23 protein-coding genes and 1 pseudogene are annotated in these 22414 nt (G+C 71.9%); 2 read left to right on the top strand and 22 right to left on the bottom strand.

All coding sequences use genetic code 11. From position 1 onward, the window contains the following. Positions 1–161 precede the first annotated feature (161 nt). Complete coding sequence (gene tsf, locus ACIPK4_RS06325; protein WP_054226502.1) at positions 162–998, bottom strand: translation elongation factor Ts; 837 nt, start codon at positions 996–998, stop codon at positions 162–164. 135 nt (positions 999–1133) lie between these two features. Further along, positions 1134–2021, bottom strand: coding sequence for a 30S ribosomal protein S2 (gene rpsB / locus ACIPK4_RS06320; RefSeq protein WP_402309603.1), 888 nt, complete (start codon positions 2019–2021; stop codon positions 1134–1136). A 167-nt stretch (positions 2022–2188) separates the two neighbouring features. Here rpsB and ACIPK4_RS06315 point away from each other — a divergent pair. Further along, positions 2189–2617, top strand: a pseudogene (locus tag ACIPK4_RS06315) (M23 family metallopeptidase); the annotation flags it as partial. Positions 2618–2745: 128 nt separating this feature from the next. Here ACIPK4_RS06315 and ACIPK4_RS06310 read toward each other — a convergent pair. The 18 genes from ACIPK4_RS06310 to proS all read right to left on the bottom strand — a co-directional run bounded on the left by ACIPK4_RS06310 (position 2746) and on the right by proS (position 17778). Further along, positions 2746–3303, bottom strand: coding sequence for a TetR/AcrR family transcriptional regulator (locus ACIPK4_RS06310; RefSeq protein WP_082410962.1), 558 nt, complete (start codon positions 3301–3303; stop codon positions 2746–2748). 52 nt (positions 3304–3355) lie between these two features. Further along, on the bottom strand, positions 3356–4192 hold the full coding sequence (gene whiG, locus ACIPK4_RS06305) for an RNA polymerase sigma factor WhiG (protein WP_054226499.1): 837 nt from the start codon (positions 4190–4192) through the stop codon (positions 3356–3358). A gap of 209 nt (positions 4193–4401) precedes the next feature. After that, positions 4402–5715 carry a DNA-processing protein DprA gene (gene dprA / locus ACIPK4_RS06300; RefSeq protein ID WP_402309601.1) on the bottom strand — a complete coding sequence of 438 codons (1314 nt, stop codon included), beginning with the start codon at positions 5713–5715 and terminating at the stop codon, positions 4402–4404. Further along, complete coding sequence (locus ACIPK4_RS06295) at positions 5712–7346, bottom strand: YifB family Mg chelatase-like AAA ATPase (RefSeq protein ID WP_402309600.1); 1635 nt, start codon at positions 7344–7346, stop codon at positions 5712–5714. The genes dprA and ACIPK4_RS06295 overlap by 4 nt, the downstream gene beginning before the upstream one ends. Beyond that, positions 7346–7717 (bottom strand): YraN family protein, encoded by a 372-nt coding sequence (locus tag ACIPK4_RS06290; RefSeq protein WP_376198749.1) that lies wholly within the window; start codon positions 7715–7717, stop codon positions 7346–7348. The genes ACIPK4_RS06295 and ACIPK4_RS06290 overlap by 1 nt, the downstream gene beginning before the upstream one ends. Before the next feature lie 164 nt (positions 7718–7881). Beyond that, positions 7882–8190, bottom strand: a complete 309-nt coding sequence (locus tag ACIPK4_RS06285; RefSeq protein WP_006139554.1) for a DUF2469 domain-containing protein — start codon at positions 8188–8190, stop codon at positions 7882–7884. Positions 8191–8245: 55 nt separating this feature from the next. After that, entirely contained in the window at positions 8246–8752 is a 507-nt protein-coding gene (locus tag ACIPK4_RS06280; RefSeq protein WP_402309597.1) for an NUDIX hydrolase, read from the bottom strand. Then, the gene (gene lepB, locus ACIPK4_RS06275; RefSeq protein WP_402309596.1) at positions 8742–9530 is read right to left on the bottom strand and encodes a signal peptidase I; all 789 of its coding nucleotides are present in this window, start codon (positions 9528–9530) and stop codon (positions 8742–8744) included. The genes ACIPK4_RS06280 and lepB (ACIPK4_RS06275) overlap by 11 nt, the downstream gene beginning before the upstream one ends. A 44-nt stretch (positions 9531–9574) precedes the next feature. Further along, positions 9575–10468: a signal peptidase I gene (gene lepB, locus ACIPK4_RS06270; RefSeq protein WP_402309595.1), complete on the bottom strand. Its 894-nt coding sequence runs from the start codon at positions 10466–10468 to the stop codon at positions 9575–9577. A gap of 114 nt (positions 10469–10582) precedes the next feature. Next, positions 10583–11875 carry a signal peptidase I gene (gene lepB / locus ACIPK4_RS06265; RefSeq protein WP_402309594.1) on the bottom strand — a complete coding sequence of 431 codons (1293 nt, stop codon included), beginning with the start codon at positions 11873–11875 and terminating at the stop codon, positions 10583–10585. Beyond that, the gene (lepB, locus tag ACIPK4_RS06260; RefSeq protein ID WP_402309592.1) at positions 11868–12596 is read right to left on the bottom strand and encodes a signal peptidase I; all 729 of its coding nucleotides are present in this window, start codon (positions 12594–12596) and stop codon (positions 11868–11870) included. Before lepB (ACIPK4_RS06260) ends, lepB (ACIPK4_RS06265) begins: the two co-directional genes overlap by 8 nt. A gap of 44 nt (positions 12597–12640) precedes the next feature. Further along, positions 12641–12991, bottom strand: coding sequence for a 50S ribosomal protein L19 (gene rplS, locus ACIPK4_RS06255; protein ID WP_054226492.1), 351 nt, complete (start codon positions 12989–12991; stop codon positions 12641–12643). Between the two features lie 133 nt (positions 12992–13124). After that, entirely contained in the window at positions 13125–13946 is an 822-nt protein-coding gene (gene trmD, locus ACIPK4_RS06250; RefSeq protein WP_402309590.1) for a tRNA (guanosine(37)-N1)-methyltransferase TrmD, read from the bottom strand. Continuing rightward, positions 13946–14509 (bottom strand): ribosome maturation factor RimM, encoded by a 564-nt coding sequence (gene rimM / locus ACIPK4_RS06245; protein WP_402309589.1) that lies wholly within the window; start codon positions 14507–14509, stop codon positions 13946–13948. Before rimM ends, trmD begins: the two co-directional genes overlap by 1 nt. A gap of 81 nt (positions 14510–14590) precedes the next feature. Continuing rightward, a complete protein-coding gene (locus tag ACIPK4_RS06240) occupies positions 14591–14830 on the bottom strand; it encodes an RNA-binding protein (RefSeq protein WP_007266827.1) in 240 nt (79 codons plus the stop codon). 2 nt (positions 14831–14832) lie between these two features. Continuing rightward, on the bottom strand, positions 14833–15273 hold the full coding sequence (rpsP, locus tag ACIPK4_RS06235; protein ID WP_030298453.1) for a 30S ribosomal protein S16: 441 nt from the start codon (positions 15271–15273) through the stop codon (positions 14833–14835). 270 nt (positions 15274–15543) lie between these two features. Next, entirely contained in the window at positions 15544–16143 is a 600-nt protein-coding gene (locus tag ACIPK4_RS06230) for a hypothetical protein (RefSeq protein WP_030298455.1), read from the bottom strand. A gap of 222 nt (positions 16144–16365) precedes the next feature. After that, positions 16366–17778: a proline--tRNA ligase gene (proS, locus tag ACIPK4_RS06225; protein WP_402309586.1), complete on the bottom strand. Its 1413-nt coding sequence runs from the start codon at positions 17776–17778 to the stop codon at positions 16366–16368. A 131-nt stretch (positions 17779–17909) separates the two neighbouring features. Between proS and ACIPK4_RS06220 the strand changes: the two genes are divergently transcribed. Further along, a complete protein-coding gene (locus tag ACIPK4_RS06220) occupies positions 17910–18587 on the top strand; it encodes an SAM-dependent methyltransferase (protein ID WP_402309584.1) in 678 nt (225 codons plus the stop codon). Between the two features lie 39 nt (positions 18588–18626). Here ACIPK4_RS06220 and ftsH read toward each other — a convergent pair whose 3' ends face one another. Beyond that, positions 18627–20546: an ATP-dependent zinc metalloprotease FtsH gene (ftsH, locus tag ACIPK4_RS06215; protein ID WP_402309583.1), complete on the bottom strand. Its 1920-nt coding sequence runs from the start codon at positions 20544–20546 to the stop codon at positions 18627–18629. 126 nt (positions 20547–20672) lie between these two features. After that, a complete protein-coding gene (gene ffh / locus ACIPK4_RS06210; protein ID WP_054226486.1) occupies positions 20673–22241 on the bottom strand; it encodes a signal recognition particle protein in 1569 nt (522 codons plus the stop codon). Positions 22242–22414: the final 173 nt, after the last annotated feature.

Raw genomic sequence — 22414 nt, 5'->3', positions numbered from 1 at the left:
GAGATCTCCTCGTGCACATACGAAGAAGGCCATTGCCGGTGGGTCCTCGCGGTTCCCTCTACGGCAATGGCCTCCTCGTCAGATCTGCGGTCGCTGCGCGCGTGCGCGGACGACTGCTTCAGACCCTACCGGGGTCCGGTGTCCGTCGTGTACGGACGGACTCAGATGCCGACCTTGATGCGCGCGAAGCGCTTCAGGGTGACACCGGCCTCGTCCAGAACCTTCTGGACGGACTTCTTGTTGTCCAGCGCGTACGGCTGGCCGAGGAGGGTGGCCTCCTTGAAGAAGCCGTTGACGCGACCCTCGACGATCTTGGCGATCGCAGCCTCGGGCTTGCCCTCCGCGCGGGTGACCTCTTCGGCGATGCGACGCTCGGACTCGACCTTCTCGGCCGGGACGTCCTCGGCGGACAGCCACTGCGGGGCGAACGCGGCGATGTGCTGCGCGACGCCGCGGGCGACGTCCGCGTTCTCCTTGTCGAGCTCGACCAGGACGCCGATCTGGAACGGCAGGTCGGGCATCGTGCGGTGCATGTACGAGGTCACGTAACCGCCGGTGAACTGCGCGAAGCGGTCCAGGACGATCTTCTCGCCGAGGTTGGCGTTGGCCTCGTCGACGAAAGCGGTGACGGTCTTGCCGGGCGCGATCTCGGACGCGAGGAGCGCCTCGATGTCGGCCGGGGAGGTGGCGGCGACGTGGGCGGCCAGCTCGTTGGCGACGGCCAGGAACTTCTCGCCCTTGGCGACGAAGTCCGTCTCGCACTTCAGCTCGACGATGACACCGGAGGTGTTGTCGTCGGCGATCAGGGAGACGACGGCACCGTTCTCGGCAGAACGGCCCTCGCGCTTGGCGACGCCCTTCTGGCCCTTGATGCGGAGGGCTTCCTGGGCCTTCTCGACGTCACCGTCGGCGTCCACGAGCGCGTTCTTGCAGTCCAGCATGCCGGCGCCGGTGAGCTCGCGGAGCTTCTTGACGTCAGCGGCGGTGTAGTTCGCCATGAGTCTGTGATTCTCTCTCGAAGTCGTAGATCTACGGGTGAACGGCGGAGGCGCCGCGCTCGTGGCGCGGCTCCCCCGCCGTCATCGTCCGTGCTGTGAGTGCCCGGCGCGTGAACGCCGGGCGCTCTCAGTGGGTCAGGCCTGCTCGGCGTCGGCGGCCGGGGCGGCCTCGGCAGCGGGGGCCTCGGCAGCGGGGGCCTCGGCAGCGGCCTCGGCCGGGGCGGCCTCGGCGTCGTCGGCCTTCTTCTCGCCCTCGAGGAGGTCGCGCTCCCACTCGGCGAGCGGCTCGGCGGCGGCCTTCTCGCCCGGCTTCGAGTCACCGGTCGCAGCGCCAGAGCGGGCGATGAGGCCCTCGGCGACGGCGTCGGCGATCACGCGGGTGAGCAGGGTGACGGAGCGGATCGCGTCGTCGTTGCCCGGGATCTTGTAGTCGACCTCGTCGGGGTCGCAGTTGGTGTCGAGGATCGCGACGACCGGGATGTGGAGCTTGCGCGCCTCACCGACGGCGATGTGCTCCTTCTTGGTGTCGACGATCCAGACGGCGCTGGGAACCTTCGACATCTCGCGGATACCACCGAGGGTCTTCTCCAGCTTGGTCTTCTCGCGGGAGAGGACCAGGAGCTCCTTCTTGGTGAGACCCGACGCGGCGACGTCGTCGAAGTCGATCGCCTCAAGCTCCTTCAGACGCTGGAGGCGCTTGTAGACGGTGGAGAAGTTGGTGAGCATGCCACCCAGCCAGCGCTGGTTGACGTACGGCATGCCGACGCGCGTCGCCTGCTCGGCGATGGCCTCCTGGGCCTGCTTCTTCGTACCGACGAACATGATGGAGCCGCCGTGGGCGACGGTCTCCTTGACGAACTCGTAGGCGCGGTCGATGTACGACAGCGACTGGAGCAGGTCGATGATGTAGATGCCGTTGCGCTCGGTGAAGATGAAGCGCTTCATCTTCGGGTTCCAGCGACGGGTCTGGTGACCGAAGTGGACGCCGCTCTCCAGCAGCTCCCGCATCGTTACGACGGCCATGGCCATCTCCTTGGTTTCTCGGTTTGGTTCCTGACGCCCCACCGCGCCCTGCCCCCGACGAAGGGGACCGAGAGACGCTTGCAACCGGCCTGAGCGGCTGGTGCTGGGGCGTGCGAAGTCGACCCGGTGACCCGGATCGCCGTAAGAAGTGTACGGGACCGGGCGGTATGCCAGGTGACGCCGTTGTCCACAACGGGCCGTCCGTCCACAGGCGCGCTCACGCTGCGCGACGGCGCGCCAACCTGGAGCGCATGACGACACTGCTGCTCACGCTGCTCCTGACCCTGGCCCAGGCATGGACGCCGGGCGCCCGGCCGCTCCCGCCGCCGCTCGTGGTGGCCCGCTGGTGGGATCCGCCCCCGACCCCGTACGCGGCGGGGCACCGCGGGGTCGACCTGGCGGCCCCGGTGGGCGCGGAACTCCGGGCGGTCGGGCCGGGCCGGGTCCACTTCGCGGGCCCGGTGGCCGGCCGCGGAGTCCTGTCCCTGACCCTGCCGGGCGGCCTGCGCACCACGTACGAGCCGGTCCGGCCGCTGGTGGCGGAGGGCGAGGAGGTCACGGCGGGCCAGGTGGTCGCGGTCCTCACGGAGGGCTCGCACTGCGGGAGCCCGTGCCTGCACTGGGGTCTGCTGTCCGGGACCACGTACCTGAACCCGCTGACGCTGCTCCCCCGCCCCGCCCCGAGGCTCCTGCCGTTCGGCCCCGGACGGCCCGGGGGCGGGCTTCAGCCCCGTACGCCCCCGAGGGCCATGGCCACGGCCGCCTCGGTGACGACGGAGGGGTCCTCGGCGGCGCCGAGCTCGATGCGCCGGACCGCCGCGTCGACCACGCCCTGGAGCAGCATCGCGGCGAGCCGGGGCTGCTCGTGTCCGAGGGCCGCGAGCGCCTCGACGATCATCGCCACGAGCCCTCCGTGCGCGGCGCGGATCTTCTCGCGCGCCCCCGCGTCCAGCTCGCTGGCCGAGATGGCGACCACCGCCCGGTGGCGCCGGTCCCCGACCAGCCCGAGCTGGCTCCGCACATAGGCCTCGACCTTGGCCTCCGGGGACTGCGCCCGCTCCATGGCCGCCTCGATCTCGGCGGCCCAGACGGGGAAGTCCACCGCGCACAGCTCTTCGACCACGGCCGCGCGGGAGCGGAAGTACTCGTACACGGAGGACCGGGCGAGGCCGGTGCGCTCCGCCAGGGCGGGGAAGGTCAGCGCTTCCGTCCCGCCTTCGGACAACAGGGAGCGCGCGGCGTCCAGCAGGGCGCCGCGCTGCATCGACCGGTGCTCGGCCACGGAGGCCGCTCGAATCCTGGGCACACGTCCACTCTACGGAGGCGGTGCAAGCTCACCGGCCCACATCCGCCAGCTTTGCGCGCAGTTGGAGCACGGACTTGGTGTGGATCTGGCTGACGCGGCTCTCCGTGACGCCGAGGACGTTGCCGATCTCGGCCAGAGTGAGGCCTTCGTAGTAGTAGAGCGTGACCACGGTCTTCTCGCGTTCGGGCAGGGTGTTGATGGCCCGGGCCAGGAGCCGGCGCAGCTCGCGGTCCTCGGCGACCTCGACCGGGTCGTCGGCGGCGGTGTCCTCCAGGGTGTCCATCAGCGAGAGGCGGTCGCCGCCCTCACCGCCGGCGTGCAGCAGCTCCTCCAGGGCGACCACGTTGGCCAGCGACAACTGGCTGAACACGGTGTGGAGTTCCTCCACGGCGATGCCCATCTCGGCGGCGACCTCGTGCTCGGTCGGGGTCCGCCGCAGCTGTGCCTCGAGGGTGGCGTAGGCCCGCTCCACGGCCCGCGCCTTCTGCCGGACCGAGCGCGGGATCCAGTCCAGGGCGCGCAGCTCGTCGATCATCGCGCCGCGGATCCGGGTGATCGCGTACGTCTCGAACTTGATGGACCGGTCGATGTCGAACTTCTCGATGGCGTCGATCAGCCCGAAGACCCCGGAGGAGACGAAGTCGGCCTGTTCCACGTTGGGCGGCAGGCCCACGCTGACCCGGCCGGCCACGTACTTGACCAGGGGCGAGTAGTGGAGGATCAGCTGCTCCCGCAGCCGCTCGTCACCGCTCTCCTTGTACGAGCGCCAGAGCACCTCCAGGGACGAGGGCGCGGTGGACCGCACGCTGCCGCGGGCAGCGGGGGGCACCGCAGCGCGGTCGGACCCTGAGGTGTGCTGGGGCATGCTTCGCCTTTGCCGGAGCCGGATTCCTTGGGAGCGTAGCGTGACGGAAGTGTCGCGGTGCGCGAAGAGTACGGGATCGCGCGGGGGCGCAGCGGCGTCCTGACTCACGCGGGCGACCCGGGACCGGCGCCTGGCGCTCGGTCCCGGCAGCTGCCGGCGGGAAGACCGCGTCTCTCATCGGCTTCACTCTTTCACCGGAACGCCCCAGGTCAACGACCGCCTCGCCGGGCGCCACCGGTTTGTGTGCCTCCTTCAGGTGATTGTGTGGTCAACTGCCAGCCATCGCCCTGCCGTTCGACGAACCCCAGAGAGTGAAGTTCGTACAGTCTGCCGATGACCTCATCGGTGCCGGTGCCCGCGGCGAGGGCGATGTCCTCCGGCTGCGCGGGGCGGCCGGCCGGCAGTGCTTCGAGCACCCGGGCGGTGTCCCGGTCCAGCAGGTCCCGGGCGAGCACCGGTCCGCGCCGCTCGGGGGCCAGCTCGCCCATCGTGCCGACGAGCTCCACCACCTCCGCGGCGTCCGTGACGAGGACGGCTTCGCCGCGCAGCAGTTCGTGCACCCCGGCCGAGAGGCTGCTGGTGGCGGGTCCGGGGACGCCCATGGTGAACCGGCCGAGCTGCTGGGCCCGCCGGGCCGTGACGAGGGAGCCGCTACGGTGGGCGGCCTCCACCACCACGGTGCCCCGGGTGAGTGCGGCGATGACCCGGTTGCGCTGCACGAACCGGCTCGGAGTGGGGTGGCTGCCGGGCGGCAGCTCCCCGAGGACGAGCCCCTGGGCGGCGATCCGGCCGAGCAGCCCGGCGTGGCCGCGGGGGTAGGCGGTGTCCACCCCGCAGGCGAGTACCGCGGCGGTGGCGCCGCCGGAGGCGAGGGCTCCGCGGTGGGCCGCGGCGTCGACCCCGTAGGCCGCCCCGGAAACGACGACCCAGCCCCGCTCGGCGAGCCCGGCGGCCAGGGTCTGGGCCATGTGGGCGCCGTACGGGGTGCAGGCCCGGGCCCCCACCACGGCGACGGAGCGCAGCGCCCAGGTCCGCAGGTCCGGTCCGCCCCGGACCCAGAGCCCGACGGGTCGGGCGTCGCCGAGGTCGTCCAGCTGGGTCGGCCAGTGGGGTGAGCCGGGGCAGATGAAGCGGCCGCCGTCGCGGGCGGCGCTCGCCAGGTCCCGCCGGGGGTCGGCGAGCGCGGCCCGTCTGCGGTAGCCGGCGAGCCGCTGCCCGCCGACACCGGTCAGGGCCGCCGCCTCGGTTTCGGGGCCGGTCAGCAGCCGTATCACCCCGACGGCGCCGTGTTCGCGCAGCCACCGCCCGCCGTGCTCGTCGCCGGGCTCCAGCACCCGGCTCAGCGCGGCCCGTGCCAGCAGCTCGGCCCCGGGCCGGCCGCCGGGCCCCGTCCCGTCCGCCCGCGCGGTCCCGTCGGGCGGCCCGTCCTCCTCGCCCCGCCCGGCGTCGTCGGCCGTGCCGGTGGCGGTGGCGTCGGCGGTGGCGGAGTCCTCGCTCCGCCCGGGACCGTGGACGGCGGTCACGACGCGGCCCCCAGTGCCTGGGCGGCGCCCCGTGCGATGCCGGTCCGCAGTTCGAGGGCGACGGCCACGTCCAGCGCATCGGGGCGGTCCCGGCCTCGCAGGTCGGCGACGGTCCAGGCGACCCGCAGCACCCGGTCGAGCCCGCGGGCGGTGAGCAGTCCGCGCTCCAGGTCCCGTTCGGCCTGGGCGAGCGCGCCGGGGGCGGCCTGCCAGCGGGTCCGCAGCTCGTGTCCGGGGACCTCCGCGTTGAGCCGCCACGGCGTGTCGGCGAGCCGGGCCGCGGTGCGGTCCCTGGCCTCGCGGACCCGGTCGGCGACGGCCACCGTGGCCTCCCCGCGGCTGCCACGGCCGAGCAGGTCGGAGCGGGTGACCGGCTCGGCCTCCACCCGCAGGTCCACCCGGTCCAGCAGGGGCCCGGACAGTCTGGCCTGGTAGCGCCGGATCACCGAGGCCGGGCATTCGCAGCCGGCCCCGAGCAGGGTGTGGCGCCCGCACGGGCAGGGATTCGCCGCGAGCACCATCAGGAACCTGGCCGGCAGCCGCACCACCCCGGCGGCCCGGGCGATGACCACGTGCCCCGATTCGAGGGGCTGGCGCAGCGCGTCCAGCGCCTTGGTGCTGAATTCGGCGGCCTCGTCCAGGAACAGCACGCCGCGGTGGGCCAGCGAGACCGCCCCGGGCCGGGGTACGCCCGCTCCGCCGCCGACCAGGGACTGCATGGTCGCGGAGTGGTGGGGCGCGCAGTACGGCGGCCGGGCGACCAGTGGTTCGCCGGGCGGCAGGATGCCCGCGACCGAGTGCACGGCGGTGACCTCCAGGGAGTCCTGCCGGGACAGCGGCGGCAGGATCCACGGGATCCGCTCGGCCAGCATCGTCTTGCCGGCGCCCGGGGGCCCGCTGAGGAAGAGGTGGTGACCCCCGGCGGCGGCGACCTCCAGGGCCCGGCGGGCGCCGTGCTGCCCGGCGACGTCGGAGAGGTCCGGGATGTCCGGGGCCTCGTCCCCGTCGGGCCGGGCGCGGGAGATCCCGGTGCCGAGCCCCGCGCCCGGGACCACCAGCCCGGCCAGCATGGGGTCCGGCCGTCCCGGCGGATCCGGTGCCTCCTCCTCGGGGACCTGCCCGTCGGTGAGGACGGCGATCAGCTGCCGCAGGCTGCGCACGCCGAGCACGCTGACGTCGGGGACGAGCATGGCCTCGGCGGCGCACTGCTGCGGCACCACGACGTTGCGGTATCCGGCGTCGGCCGCGGCGAGGACCGCGGGCAGGATGCCCCGCACCGGCCGCACCCGGCCGTCCAGCCCCAGCTCCCCGACGAGGACGAGGTCGGCGATGGCGGCGGGGTCGATCACCTCGGCGGCGCCCAGGACGGCGGCCGCGACGGCCAGGTCGAATCCGGCGCCCGATTTCGGGACGGAGGCCGGGCTGAGCCCGACGGTGAGCTTCTTCTGCGGCCACGCGGCGCCCGAGTTCACGACGGCGGCCCGGACCCGGTCCCGGCTCTCGACCAGGGTCTTGTCGGGCAGGCCCACCAGCGTGAAGGCGGCGAGTCCGGGCTCCAGGTCGGCCTGGACCTCGACGACCACGCCGTCGACGCCCACGAGGGCCACCGAGCAGGCTCGTGCGAAGCCCATCACGCCACCCCCCGGACGTGTTCCACGACGGGCGCGCCACGCCGCGGCAGGAGGACTCCCACGAGGTCGATGCGCACCCCGCCCGGGGGCGGTCCTCCGTGGTCGGCGAGCCAGCGTCCCGCGAGCCGGCGCAGCCGCTCGGCCTTGCCGGGCCGGACGGCTGCCATGGGGTGCTCGAAATCCCCCGCCCGGCGCGTTTTGACCTCGCACACGACGAGGGCGTCCCCGTCCCGCGCGACGATGTCGATCTCCCCGCTGCGGCATCGCCAGTTCCGCGCGATCACGGTCATCCCGGCCTCCGCCAGCCGCCGCGCCGCGAGCTCCTCGCCGTACCGCCCCAATGCCTGTCGTGCCACGCCCTGCGCGTTCATCGGGCACCACCTCCGCCACCGACGGTCCCGTGGCCGCGCCCACTCTGTGGATCTTGGTGGACAGCGGGGGCATTGTGGACAACCCCCTCACTCGTCAGGGGGAATCCGGGGTGGCGGGCGGAAGCGGGTGCGGCCGGGCGCGCGGGCGGCGCAGCGGCCGGGCGTCAGCTGCCCGGCAGCTCGAGGTCGCTCTTGTTGAGCTCCTCGATGTTCACGTCCTTGAAGGTCAGCACCCGCACCTGCTTCACGAAGCGGGCCGGCCGGTACATGTCCCACACCCAGGCGTCGGCCATCGTGACCTCGAAGAACACCTCCCCCTGGACCGAGTGCACCTGCATCTCGTAGTCGTTCGTGAGGTAGAAACGGCGTTCGGTCTCGATCACGTACTTGAACAGCCCGACGACGTCGCGGTACTCGCGATAGAGCTTCAGCTCCATCTCGGTCTCGTACTTTTCGAGGTCCTCGGCGCTCATGGCATGTTCCCCTTCAGCCGTGCGTCCCCCTATTGTGCGCCAGGCCCCTGCGCCCCTAAACGATTTCCGGGGCCAGGACCACCGGCGCACCCGGAGGACCGTCGTCGAGCAGCGTACGGAGCAGCTCGGCGAGTCTGGTCGGGTACACCGTCTCACGGGCCGCGAGAAGTTCCTCGGAAGTCCACCACCTGGCACCGGTGACGCTGCGCCGCTCCAGCTCGGTGAGCCCGCCCATCTCGGTCCGTGTCCGGGTGGTGCGGGCCAGGTAGTACCACTCGTCCTGCTCCCAGCGCCGCCCGTCGAACGGGAAGGAGCAGTACCGGTGCCACAGCACCGGCCCCAGTTCGACCTCTGTGATTCCTGTCTCCTCGGCGAGCTCCCGCAGCGCCGCCTGCTCCCGGGTCTCGCCGGCTTCGAGTCCGCCGCCCGGGGTGAACCACCACTGGTCCGCGGGATCGTCCGGTTCGAAGCCGTGCAGCAGCAGGATCCGGTCGTCGGGGTCCAGCAGGATCACCCGGGACACCTTGCGGGGACCGGCCGCGCCGGCCGTGTCAGCGGGCACCGGCGGGCTCCCGTCGCCGCCCGCGCCCCAGGACGCGTGTCAGGGGCCCGTACGCGGCTCCCAGGACCACCAGGGCGGCTCCGGCGACCACCGCGGCCAGCTGGAGGCGCAGCGGCCCCGGCTGCGAGATCCCGCCGGGCAGGGCGGCGTACGTACCGGGGCGGTCGATCATCTTCATGGAGGGCCAGGCGAGGGCGTCGACGCGGGCGCGGACGGTCGAGCGGGGGACGGTGCCCTGGCCGGCCTCCTGGAGGTGGGCGCGCGAGTCCAGCGACGTGAACCGCCGGTCGCCCAGCAGGAACAGGTTGCCCTCGGGCACCGTGACCTCGAACGGCGTGTCCGAGACCGTGCCCTGGCCGGCGCCGGCGGCCCCGGGCTGCCCGTGCTCGATGTAGGGCTCCTGCAGTTCCCTGCCGTTCACGGTGAGCGTGCCGCCCGTGCCGCAGCACTTGACGGTGTCGCCGCCGACGGCGACGACCCGCTTGACCATGGGCGAGTCGCTCCACATGGCGTCGTTGAACACGACCACGTCGCCGCGCCGCACCTCACCGCCGTCGATGCGCTGGGCGAGCACCCGGTCCCCGGGCTGCACCGTCGGGACCATGGAGTCGGTCGGCACCGTGTACGGCTGGTAGACGAGCGCCCCCCATACGAAGGCGCCCAGGAACAGCACGAAGCCGACGGCCACGGCGATTCCCGACAGCACGTTGCCGAGACCACCGCGGCCGTTCCCGCCTCCGCGTATTCCTGCAGTACCGCTTGCCTGCGTTCCGCCCATTGCAGCGCCCCCACACTTCCGGGATCGACGACCTGGGCGGCACCCTACCTGCCGGTAGTCCCGCTGGTCAGCCTCCGCCGGCGCCACATCACGGCCGGGACCGCCCCGGCGAGGCCCAGCGCGGCCGGCCCGAGCCCGACGGGCCCCAGTCCGGCGGCCCCCAGACCCATCGCGGTCGCCTTGGTCTGGTTCCCGATGCCCGGCTGGTCGAAGGTGTCCGGGATGGGCAGGGTCGCCCAGCGGGTGACCGGCCACGCGACGACCACGGCCCGCCCGACGACCTTGTCGACCGGTACGAAGCCCTGGGTGGAGTCCTGCATGTGGTACCGGGAGTCCTGGGAGTTCTGCCGGTGGTCGCCCATCACCCAGATCTTGCCCTTGGGCACGGTGATCGGACCGAACGGCATGTCGTCGCACGGGGTGTTGCCCGGGTAGATGTACGGCTCGTCGAGCTCCTTGCCGTTGACGACGACCGGTCCGCCCTTCTTGCACTCGACCGTGTCACCCCCGATGGCGATGGTCCGCTTGATCAGGTCCTTCTCGTCCGCGGACGGCATCAGACCGATCTTGCTGAGGACCTGCTGCGCGAAGTTGGGCTCGGGGGTGGGCTCCCCGGCCAGCCAGCTCGCGGGGTCGTGGAAGACCACGACCTCACCGCGCTCGGGCTCCGAGCCGAACCACGGGGTCAGCTTGTCCACGAGCACCCGGTCACCGCGCTGCAGGGTGTTCTGCATCGAGTCGGACGGGATCGAGAACGCCTGCACCAGGAAGGTCTTGATCAGCAGGGCGAGCAGCAGGGCGATGCCGATGAGGAGCGGGAGCTCCTTCCAGAACGAGCGGTGCGGGCGCGCCTCGGCACCACCGTCCTCGGCCTCGCGCTCGGCATCGTCCGGCCGCTCCTCGCCTTCGTCGCGTCCGGATCGCGCGCCTACCGCCACATCCCCCACATCCACTCCTCACTCGCAGATCGCCGCCCGGGCCGGAAACAGGCACGGGCCCTCCCCTCCCTTAACGAGCGGGAGTTCCCTAGGGCTCGGGAGACCGAGGACACACTATGCGAACGGCGGGCCCCGACGGCGCCGGCGGCGGCCGCGTCGCCCACTGGGCGTGGGATCGGCCACGGCACGGAAGGTCGCGGGCTGTTCGAGTTTGCGCCAGTGGTCGAACGGCCAGGCGATGACGACGGCCTGCCCCACGACTCCGTCCTCGTCGATGGTGCCGTCGAAGGCCTCGTCGAGGTGGAAGCGGGAGTCGGCGGAGTTCGCCCGGTGGTCGCCCATGACGAAGAGCCGGCCCGGCGGGACCTTGACTTCGAACCGGATTTCGGAGGGTGCGTTGCCGGGGTTCACGTACGGCTCGTCGAGCGGTGTCCCGTTGACGGTGACCCGGCCCTTGGCGTCACAGCACGCCACGGTGTCGCCGCCGACGCCGATGACCCGCTTGATCAGGTCCTGTTCATCGGCGGAGGGCAGCAGGCCGATGAAGGTCAGCGTCTCCTTGATCTGCTTGACGCCGACCGGGTCGGCGGCCGGGCGCGCCGCCTCGCCCTTGAGCCAGCCGCCGGGGTCCTTGAACACGACGACGTCGCCGCGCTCGATCTTGGAGCCGAACCACGGCGTCAGCTTGTCGACCAGCACGCGGTCGCCGATCCGGATCGTCTGCTCCATGGACCCGGACGGGATGAAGAACGCCTGGACGAGGAAGGTCTTCAGGACGAGCGCGATGCACAGCGCCACGATGATCAGCAGCGGTACCTCGCCCACGCGGCGGGTGCGTCTGCGCCGCTTGACCCGGCGGGCCAGCCGGCGCCGCTCGGCCCGGCCGCCGCTCTCCGCCGCGGCGGACTTGGCCCTGCCCCCGCGCCGCGACCCGGGCTCGCGCACCGGCTGCTCGGCGACCGCGGCGGGCTCGGGCTCCTGCCCGGACCCGGGCTCCCGCTCGATCTCGGCCTCCTGCCCGAACCGGGGATCCTGCCCGAACTGCGGCTCCTGCCCGAACCCGGGCTCCTGTCTGAACTGCGGCTGCTGGCCGAACCCCGGATCCCGCTGGAACCGGGGCTCCTGCCCGAACCCGGCCTGCTGCCCGAACCCCGTCTCCCGCTCGAACCCGGGCTGCTGCCCGAACCCGGGCTCCCGCTCGAACCGGGGCTCCCGCTCGAACCGGGGCTCCTGCTCGAACCCGGGCTGCTGCCCGAACCCGACGTCCCCCCGGGGCGCAGGGCCTCCCGGGGTTTCGGGCGCACGCCAGAATTCGGGCGCACGCGCGGGCCGGGGCGCACGCCCCGCCTCCGGGTCCGGCTCCGGCTCGGGGCCCCGGCCGCCTCTGGAACGGCCCCGGCTACCCATGGGAGCCCCAGCGCGACACCGGCCAGCCGATCCAGTCGGCCCGTCCGATCACCTTGTCCACCGGCACCATCCCCCCGCCCGGTTCCCCCAGGTGGTCCCGGGAGTCCCGGGACTGGGAACGATGATCACCCATGACCCACAGCGTCCCCACCGGTACGACGATCCGGAAGGGCACCTTCGAGGGCGTGTCGCCGGGATACACGTACGGCTCCTGCACCGGCACCCCGTTCACCTTGATCCGCCCGCCGGCATCGCAGCACACCACGTCGTCGCCGCCGACACCCACGACCCGTTTCACGAAATCGGTTTCGGACGGCTCACCGATCCCCAGCGCGGAGGCCGCGCCGGCCAGGGCCTCGCCGATCGGATTGCCGTCGGCGTGCTCCGGTACGAAGGATCCCGTGCCGTCGAAGACCACCACGTCCCCGCGCTTCGGCTGGTTGCCGAAACGGTACGCCAGCTTGTTCACCAGCACCCGGTCCCCGACCCGCAGCGTCGGCTCCATCGACCGGCTCGGGATCAGGAAGGGCTGTACGACGAAATTGCTGAGCAGCAGCAGGAAGGTCGTGCAGAGCACGCCGAGTACGGCGGCGCCCCGCCAGGTCAGGACGGCGCCCCACCCCGGAAGCGCACGGCGCCCCCGCAACGCAAAACGCGGCCGCCCCTCCCCGCTTTCGGGGGAGGAGTGGCCGCGCTGTGTGAGCTCTGCTTCGGTGTCCATCGAGGGGGAGCCTATCCGGCCGCCCCCCGGACCCGGAGATGAGATCAGCGGTCGCGCTTCTCCTTGATCTTCGCGGCCTTGCCGCGGAGCTCACGGAGGAAGTACAGCTTGGCGCGACGCACGTCACCGCGGGTGACGAGCTCGATCTTCTCGAAGATCGGGGAGTTCACCGGGAAGGTGCGCTCCACGCCGACGCTGAAGGAGACCTTGCGGACCGTGAAGGTCTCGGAGACGCCAGAGCCCTGGCGACGGATGACAACGCCCTTGAACTGCTGGATACGGGAGCGGCTGCCCTCGATGACGCGGACGTGCACGTTGATCGTGTCACCCGGGCGGAAGGCCGGGACGTCGGAGCGGATCGAGGCGGCGTTGACGCCATCGAGCAGGTGAGACATGTTCTTCGTCTGCTTTCTTCGCACGACGCCACAGGCCGCCGGTGCGGGTTTCCGTAGAGAATTCGGGAGCTGCGTCACTGCGCGGACGACTGTCCCCCTGTGGCAGGGGCGTACGCGAGCACACAGCAGCCGCCTATTCTTCCACGGTCTCCGGCCTGAGCCAAAATCGGCCGTCGGCGGCGGGCCGCCAGCCCAGGATGCTCAGGATCTCGCGGTCCTTCTTGTCGAAGGCGGAGGCCTCGCAGCGCTCGATCAGATCGGGGCGGTGCTGCGCGGTGCGCCGGAAGGCCTCGTCCCGGCGCCAGCGCGCGATCTTCCCGTGGTGCCCGCTGAGCAGCACGTCGGGGATGCCCCGGCCGCGCCACTGCGGGGGCTTCGTGTAGACCGGCCCCTCCAGCAGGTTCGCCATCTCGCCGGGCGCGAAGGAGTCGTCCCGGTGGGATTCCGCGTTGCCGAGCACACCGGGCAGCAGCCGGGCCACGGCCTCGGTGACGACCAGGACGGCGGCCTCGCCGCCCGCCAGCACGTAGTCGCCGATGGAGACCTCGTAGACCGGCATCCGCGTCGCGTACTCGTCGATGACGCGGCGGTCGATGCCCTCGTACCGGGCCGGCGTGAAGATCAGCCAGGGCCGCTCGGAGAGCTCGACGGCGAGTTCCTGGGTGAACGGGCGGCCGCTGGGCGTGGGGACGACCATGACCGGCCCGCGCGCGCCGGCCTCGTACCCGTCGGCCAGCGCCTCGTCGAGCGCCTCGCCCCACGGCTCGGTCTTCATGACCATGCCGGGGCCACCGCCGTACGGGGTGTCGTCGACGGTGTTGTGCCGGTCGTACGTCCAGTCCCGCAGGTCGTGGACGTGTACGTCGAGCTGCCCGCGGGCCCGCGCCTTGCCGACGAGGGAGACGTTCAGCGGCTCCAGGTACTCGGGGAAGATGGTGACGACGTCGAGACGCATCAGGCTTCTTCCCCGGCCTCGGCGTCCTCGTCGCGCGTCGAGACGACCTCCGCGCGGTCGTCGATCAGCCCGGGAGGCGGCGTGATGACGCAGCGCTGCTCCTCCAGGTCGATCTCGGCGACGATCTCCTCCACGAAGGGGATCATCACCTCGGTGCCGTCGGGGCGCTCGACGATGAAGAGGTCCTGCGAGGGGAGGTGGGAGATCTCGGTGATCCGGCCGACCTCGGTGCCGTCCTCCAGTACCACGTCCAGGTCCATCAGCTGGTGGTCGTAGTACTCGTCCTCCTCCTCGGGCAGCTCGGAGGGGTCCACCTCGGCGATGAGCAGGGTGTTGCGCAGCCCCTCGGCGCCGGTGCGGTCCTTGACGCCCTCGAAACGGAGCAGCAGCCGGCCGCTGTGCACCCGGCCCGTCTCGATGGTCAGCGGACCGGCGGACGCCGGTTCGGTGAGGAGCACGGCACCGGGCGAGAGCCGCAGCTCCGGCTCGTCGGTCCGCACCTCGACGGTGACCTCACCCTTGATCCCGTGGGCGCGGCCGATCCGCGCGACTACCAGCTGCACTCTCGTTCTCTCCTGTTCAGACGACGACGGGCCGGGGTGGGCACTGGTGCCCTCCCCGGCCCGTGCCGGTGATTCAACTGCTCAGCGGACCTGGTCCACGTCGACGAGGTCGACGCGGATCCCCCGGCCGCCGATGGCGCCCACGACGGTACGCAGGGCACGTGCGGTGCGGCCGTTGCGGCCGATCACCTTCCCGAGGTCGTCGGGGTGCACCCGGACCTCGAGCACCTGCCCGCGACGCAGGTTGCGCGAGGCGACCTGCACGTCGTCGGGGTTGTCCACAATGCCCTTTACGAGGTGCTCAAGAGCCTCCTCGAGCATGCTCAGGCCTCGGTCGACTCGGCGGCGGCCTCAGCCTCGTCCGCCTTCTTGTCGGCCTTCTTCGCCTTCTGCGTGATGGCCTCGCCCTTGGTCTCGCCGATGCCCTCGAGGGCCTTGGCGAACTCGTCGAAGGAGCGACGCTTGCTCTCCTTCGTCTCCGGCTGGAGCAGCGGCGCGGGGGCCGGGAGGCCCTTGTGCGCCTGCCAGTCACCGGTCAGCTTCAGGATGGCGAGCACAGCCTCGGTGGGCTGGGCGCCGACCGACAGCCAGTACTGCGCACGCTCGGCGTTGACCTCGATGCGCGACGGGTTGTACGTCGGGTGGTACAGACCGATCTCCTCGATCGCACGACCATCGCGGCGGGTGCGCGAGTCGGCGACGACGATGCGGTAGTGCGGCTGGCGAATCTTGCCGAGGCGCTTGAGCTTGATCTTGACTGCCACTGGAGTGGTGTCTCCTGAACTTGACGTGGTTGGGCACATGAGATGCCACGTGGGGTTGCGGTACTCGGGTGCCCGATGGACGCGTCAGCCGGAGGAGAGAGGGGTCCTATGCGACTGTCGAGTACAGCTAGCCATTGTGCCACATGCCCGCGGCGCTTCTCGCGGCGAGCCGAGATCGAAGGCGCACGGCTGTGCGCCCCCGGGCGCCGACGCCCCGCGGGCGGGCGCCCGGCCCGCCCGCCGCCCCCGTACGGCGGCGGGGCCGCGGGCTCAGGAGGCGGCGGCCGAGACGGCCACCTCGGGAATACGGAACGGCTTCATGCAGCCGCCGCACACGATCGGCGCCTGGGCCAGCACGGACGGGACCACCCGCACGTTGCGACCGCAGTCGCAGACCGCCTTGACGCGGACACCGCCACCCGAGGAGCCGTGGCGGGCGGCCGGCCCGCGGAAGCTGCGCTTGGTGTCGGCGGCCGTCGCGGCCGTATGCGCCTTGAGTGCGCGCTGGAGCCGCTCCATGGTGGGGCGGTAGCGCTTCTTCGCCTCGGGATTGAGCGAGACCAGCGAGAAGCCGCTGCTGGCATGCGGCTCGTCGGAGTGGTCCAGCCCCATCTCCTCGGCGATCGCGAGGAATCTGCGGTTGTGATAGCGGCCGGCCCGCGAGGTGTCACGTACTCCGCGGGCGGCGGCGATGCCATGGACTGCCTCGTGCAGCAGTCGCTCGAAGGAGAGTTCGGCGCCGCAGGCGGACGAGGACTCTCCGATCAGGGACTCGGGCGCGGCAAGGTCAGGCAGCTCGGGGTGGTACCGCTGAATGTCGGCCCACGCCTGCGCCAGCTCTGCGGCGAGAACAGGTGGTGTCGTGCTCACGTCGTGACAACGAGCCGGGGTGCCCCGGTGTTCCGATTCCGGGCCATTCCAAATTTTTTGCACGTACCAGTCAGTTCAGTCTGATGCGTCCCGACGAGGACGGGTGCGCCGATCCCAGGAGGAGTCGGTACGTAACGGCGACCAGGCCGACCGAAAAGAACCGGCCCCGGCGCGCGGCTCGTGCCGTGCGCCGGGACCGGTTCCGCGGTCTGACGGCGGCGATCAGTAGGAGCGCGCGACGATCGCGAGCGTACCGGGGGCCTCGTCCGCCTCCGGCACCGACCCGTCCTCGGCGATCAGGCAGCGGACGGAGACGGCCTGCTCGCCCAGCTTGGCCTCGCCCTCGGGGCCGAGGTCGGCCCACGGGATCCGCGCCCAGCCGCCCGCGACGGCGGCCTCGGCGGCCTCCTCGATGGTGGAGACGTCGGAGGTGCGGGCCAGGCGGCGCTCGCGGGACTCGCGCAGCAGCTGCGCCTGGTCCTCGTCCAGCACCTTGGGCAGCAGGTCGGCGAGCGCGTCGATCTGCACGGGCTCCTTGCCGCCCGGGATCCGGCGGGCCAGCATCGCGGTGCCGGCCTCCAGGTCGCGGGGGCCGATCTCGACGCGGACCGGTACGCCCTTGAGCTCCCAGTCCACGGCGCGGCGGCCGAAGGGGGTGTCGACGCGGTCGTCGACGTGGACGCGGAGGCCGGCGGCCTTCAGCTGCGCGCCGAGCTCGCGGACCTTGGTGACGGCCTCGTCGCCCTTGATCGCCATGACGACGACCTGGACGTGCGCCAGGCGCGGCGGGACGCGCAGGCCGTTGTCGTCGCCGTGGGACATGATCAGGCCGCCGACCATGCGGGTCGAGACGCCCCACGAGGTCTGCCAGACGAGCTCCTGCTTGCCTTCCTTCGACAGGTACTGCGTGTTGAAGGCCTTGGCGAAGTTGGTGCCGAGCTCGTGGCTCGTGCCCAGCTGCAGCGCCTTGCCGTCGCCCATCATGCCCTCGAGGGTGAGGGTGTTGATGGCGCCGGCGAAGCGCTCCTTGGCGGTCTTGCGGCCGAGCACGACGTCGATGCCGAGCACGTTCGTCATGAAGTCGCCGTACACGTCCGTGTGGATGCGGGCGGCGTAGTCGCGGGCGTCCTCGTACGTGGCGTGGGCGGTGTGCCCCTCCTGCCAGAGGAACTCACTCGTACGGAGGAACACGCGCGGGCGCATCTCCCAGCGGACCACGTTCGCCCACTGGTTGATCAGCAGGGGCAGGTCGCGGTAGCTCTGGACCCACTTGGAGAAGTAGTCGTTGATGATCGTCTCGGAGGTGGGCCGGACCACGACCGGTTCTTCCAGCTCCTTGCCGCCGCCGTGGGTGACGACCGCGAGCTCGGGGGCGAAGCCCTCGACGTGCTCGGCCTCGCGGGTCAGGTACGACTGCGGGATGAACAGCGGGAAGTACGCGTTCTGGGCGCCCGCGTCCTTGATGCGCGCGTCCATCTCCTGCTGCATCCGCTCCCACAGCCCGTAGCCGTACGGTCGGATGACCATGGTGCCGCGGACCGGACCGTTGTCGGCCAGCTCGGCCTTGTTGATCAGATCCTGGTACCAGCGGGGGAAATCCTCCGCCTGGGGGGTGAGAACGGGTGCCTTTGCCATGGCGCGAATGGTACGGCGCCGGGCGCGTCGAGCGTGAATCGGGTGGCGCACTCCTCTGGACGCGGGGGCGAATGGGGAGTTCTCTGGCAACGGGGGCAAGGGGGCGACAAGGAATCAGGAGCGCTCTTTCGATGACACCGACGCCGACGGCGACGCTCGTCGCCCGGGACTGGGCGGAGATCCAGGAACGGATGCTGGTACCGCTGTACGAGGCGGTCTACGACCGGCTGGAGGTCGGGCCGGGCGACCGGCTGCTCGGCCTGGACTGCGGGTCCGGGCTGGCGCTGCTGCTGGCCGCGGGCCGGGGAGCCGTCGCCACGGGTGTGGAGGCGGACCCGGCGCGGCGGGCGCTGGCGCGCGAGCGGCTGCTGGACGTGGTCCCGGCCCCGCCGGGCGGCGCGCGCCCCTACGACGTGCTGCTGGCCTTCTCGCCGTCCGCGGCGGCGCTGGACGCGGCCCTGCCGGCGGTCCGGCGGGGCGCGGCGGTGGTGCTGGCCGACTGGGGTCCGGCGGAGCGGTGCACGGTGCCCGCGGTGCTGGGCGGCGGGCCCGCGGCGCAGGACCTGGACGCGGTGGTGGCGGACGCGGGGCTCTCGCCGGACGGGTCGGGGCGGGTGTTCTGCCCCTTCGGCTACGCGGACGTGGACAGCGCGGTGCGGGGGCTGCTGTCGACGGGGCTGTACGAGTCCTCGTCCGATCCGGCGCAGGTGGAGAAAGAGCTGACGGAGGCGCTTCACCCGTACGAGCGGCCGGACGGCACGGTGTGGCTCCCGAACATCTTCCGGTACGTGATCGCCCGCGTGCCGTAGCCCTCCCGGGCCCGCCCACGGGGGCGCGGGCCCGCGCGGCTACGCCGACCGGCGCGGGATGCCCGCGGCCCGGTAGGCGGCGGGCTCGTCGAGGGTCTCGTTCGCCAGCAGCGCCTCGGTCAGGGCGTCGAGTTTCGGACGGTGTTCGCGCAGCAGCCGGCAGGCCTCCACGTAGCACTCGTCGACGATGCGCCGCATCTCGTGGTCCACCGCGTCCAGGGTGGCGGGGGCGGCGAGGAGGCCGTACGGGCTCTGCGCGTCCGCCGGGATCGCGGTGAGGCGCCCGACGCGTTCGCTCATGCCCCAGCGGCCGACCATGCCGCGGGCCAGGTTGGTGACCTGTTCCAGGTCGTTCTCCGCGCCCGTGGTGATGACGTCGAAGACGACGTGTTCGGCGGCCATGCCGCCCAGCGCGCCGATGATCCGGCCGCGGAGGTAGTCCTGCGTGTAGGAGTAGCGGTCGGCGTCGGGGGTCGAGAGGGTGACGCCGAGCGCCCGGCCGCGCGGCACGATCGTGACCTTGCGGACCGGGTCGGCTCCCGGCTGGAGCATGCCGAGCAGGGCGTGGCCGCTCTCGTGGTAGGCCGTGCGGCGGCGCTCCTCCTCCGGCATGACCAGGGCCCGCGCCGCGCCCAGCTGGACCTTCTCCAGGGCGTCCATGAAGTCCGCCCCGGTGACCTGGCTCTGCTTGCGCTTCACCGCGAGGAGGGCGGCTTCGTTGGCCAGATTGGCGAGGTCCGCGCCGGTCATGCCGGGTGTGGTGCGGGACACCTGGGCGAGGTCCGCGTCGGCGGCGAGGGGGATCTCGCGGGTGTGGATCCGCAGGATGGCCTCGCGGCCGGCCCGGTCCGGCGGGGAGACCGACACCGTCCGGTCGAAGCGGCCGGGGCGGGTGAGCGCCGGGTCCAGGACGTCGGGCCGGTTGGTGGCGGCGAGGACGACCACGCCCTCCGAGCCGGAGAAGCCGTCCATCTCGGTCAGGATCTGGTTCAGGGTCTGTTCGCGCTCGTCGTGGCCCCCGAGGCCGGCGCCGCCGCCGCGGGCCCGGCCGATGGTGTCGATCTCGTCGATGAAGACGATGGAGGGGGCCACCTTCCGGGCCTCGGAGAAGAGTTCGCGGACGCGGGAGGCGCCGACGCCGACGATCATCTCGATGAACTCGGAGGCGGAGGCGGAGAAGAACGGCACTCCGGCCTCGCCGGCGACCGCCCGCGCCAGCAGCGTCTTGCCGGTGCCGGGCGGCCCGGCGAGCAGCACCCCGCCGGGCATCCGGGCGCCCAGGGCGCGGTACTGCTGGGGGTGCTTGAGGAAGTCCACGACGTCGCTGAGTTCGCCCTTGACCTCGTCGATGCCGGCCACGTCGGCGAAGGTGGTGCGCCTGCCGCCCTCCAGCTCGACGGGCTTGGGCGGCTGTTTGCGGCCCAGTGCGCCGACGCCGCCCATGGCGGAGCCCATGCGGCGGGCGATGAACACCCACAGCAGGACCAGCAGCAGCATGGGGGCCAGCGAGATCAGCAGGTTCGCCAGGAGGCTGCGCTGCACGACGACCGGGGAGGCGGTGACGACGACGTCGTGCTTGCTGAGGTTCGCCCACAGCTGGTCGTCGGCGAACGCCGGGCGCTGGGTGACGAACTTCGTGTAGTCGCCCTTGTCGCCGTCGGGCAGCGGCTGCTTGTTCTTCAGCTCGCCCTGGATCGCGTCGCCCTTGGAGTAGATCTTCGAGACGTTGCCGTCAGCGACCTGCTTGCTGAACTCCGTGTAGGAGATCGTCGGCTCGTCGCCCTCGTTGAAGAACGACAGCACCACGTTGGTGATCAGGAAGACGATCAGGGCGGCGAGGATCAGTCCGCGCCAGCCCCCGGGCATCCGCCTCCGGGGTGGCGGTGAGGGCGGCGCGCCCTCGGAACGCCAGGGCGTGTCGGCGCGGTCACGAGGCGGTACGGGGGTGGGGCTGGGCACGTGGCCTCCTTACTGCCGTCCTCGGGGCCGACCATAAGGGATATAACTCCCCATTGCGCCCGCTGAGGGTAGGCAGAAGGGCCCCGGCCGGATCATCCGGCCGGGGCCCTTCGGCTCCTGCTGCCCTTACTTCATGAACTTCTTGAACTCGTCCGGAAGGTCGAAGTCCTGGCCGCCCTGGCCGCCGGCGGGAAGGCCGAACGGGCTGCCGGTGGCGGGCGGGGCGCTCTGCGGGCCCTGCTCCCGGCGGGCCGCTGCGGCCGCCTCCTCTTCCTTGCGCTTCATCGGGTTGCCGCTCTTGCGCTTGCCCTTGGCCTGCTTGACCTGCTTCTTCTGCCGGCCGGGGCCGCCGCCCATCCCGGGGATGCCGGGCATGCCGGGCATCCCGCCGCCCTGCGCCATGCGGGACATCATCTTGCGGGCCTCGAAGAAGCGCTCGACCAGGTTCTTGACGGCGCTGACCTCGACACCGGAGCCCTTGGCGATACGGGCGCGGCGCGAGCCGTTGATGAGGTGCGGGTCCTGGCGCTCGGCCGGGGTCATCGACTTGATGATCGCGGCGGTGCGGTCCACGTCGCGCTCGTCGATGTTGTTGATCTGGTCCTTGATCTGGCCCATGCCGGGGAGCATGCCGAGCAGCTTGGAGATGGAGCCCATCTTCCGGACCTGCTCCATCTGGGCCAGGAAGTCGTCGAGCGTGAACTCCTTCGGGCCCTTCGCCAGCTTGGCCGCCATCTTCTCGGCCTCGGCCTGGCTGAAGGTCTTCTCGGCCTGCTCGATGAGGGTGAGCATGTCACCCATGTCGAGGATCCGGCCCGCCATGCGGTCGGGGTGGAACGCGTCGAACTCGTCGAGCTTCTCGCCGTTGGAGGCGAACATGATCTGCTTGCCGGTGACGTGCGCGATCGAGAGCGCGGCACCGCCGCGGGCGTCGCCGTCGAGCTTGGAGAGCACGACGCCGTCGAAGCCGACGCCGTCGCGGAAGGCCTCTGCGGTGTTGACCGCGTCCTGACCGATCATGGCGTCGACGACGAAGAGGATCTCGTCGGGGCTGACGGCGTCGCGGATGTCCGCGGCCTGCTGCATCAGCTCCTGGTCGATGCCGAGGCGGCCGGCGGTGTCGACGATGACGATGTCGTACTGCTTGGTGCGGGCGTACTCGATGGAGTCCTTGGCCACCTGCACCGGGTCGCCGATGCCGTTGCCGGGGGCGGGCGCGTAGACCGCGACACCGGCGCGCTCGGCGACGACGCTCAGCTGGTTGACGGCGTTGGGCCGCTGGAGGTCACAGGCGACGAGCAGCGGGGAGTGGCCCTGGCCCTTGAGCCAGAGGCCGAGCTTTCCGGCGAGGGTGGTCTTACCGGCACCCTGGAGACCGGCGAGCATGATCACGGTGGGCGCGGTCTTGGCGAAGCGCAGCCGCCGGGTCTCGCCGCCGAGGATCGAGACGAGCTCGTCGTTGACGATCTTGAGGACCTGCTGGCCCGGGTTCAGGGCCTTGGAGACCTCTTCGCCGCGGGCGCGCTCCTTGACGTTCGCGATGAAGGAGCGGACCACGGGGAGGGCGACGTCGGCCTCGAGGAGGGCGATACGGATTTCCCGCGCCGCAGCGTCGATGTCCTGCTCGGAGAGGCGTCCTTTGCCCCGGAGGGACTTGAAGGTCGCGCTGAGGCGGTCGGAAAGCGTATCGAACACGGTGGTCGCGATTCCTCGGGTCGGGGGCGTGTGGTCGTCCCCCAGGGTATCGGGCCCTCCCCCTGTCCGGGGACCCGCCCGTTCCCGGCCCCGGGCTGGACCCCGGAACCCGCGCCCCACACGCGGCAGGGGCCGTTTCCGGCCGGCCCGCGTTCGGGGACCGGGTTCCGGTG

It is taken from the genome of Streptomyces sp. NPDC086989 (assembly GCF_044745505.1).
Taxonomy (GTDB): domain Bacteria; phylum Actinomycetota; class Actinomycetes; order Streptomycetales; family Streptomycetaceae; genus Streptomyces.
This window is presented reverse-complemented; position numbering and strand designations above follow the sequence as displayed.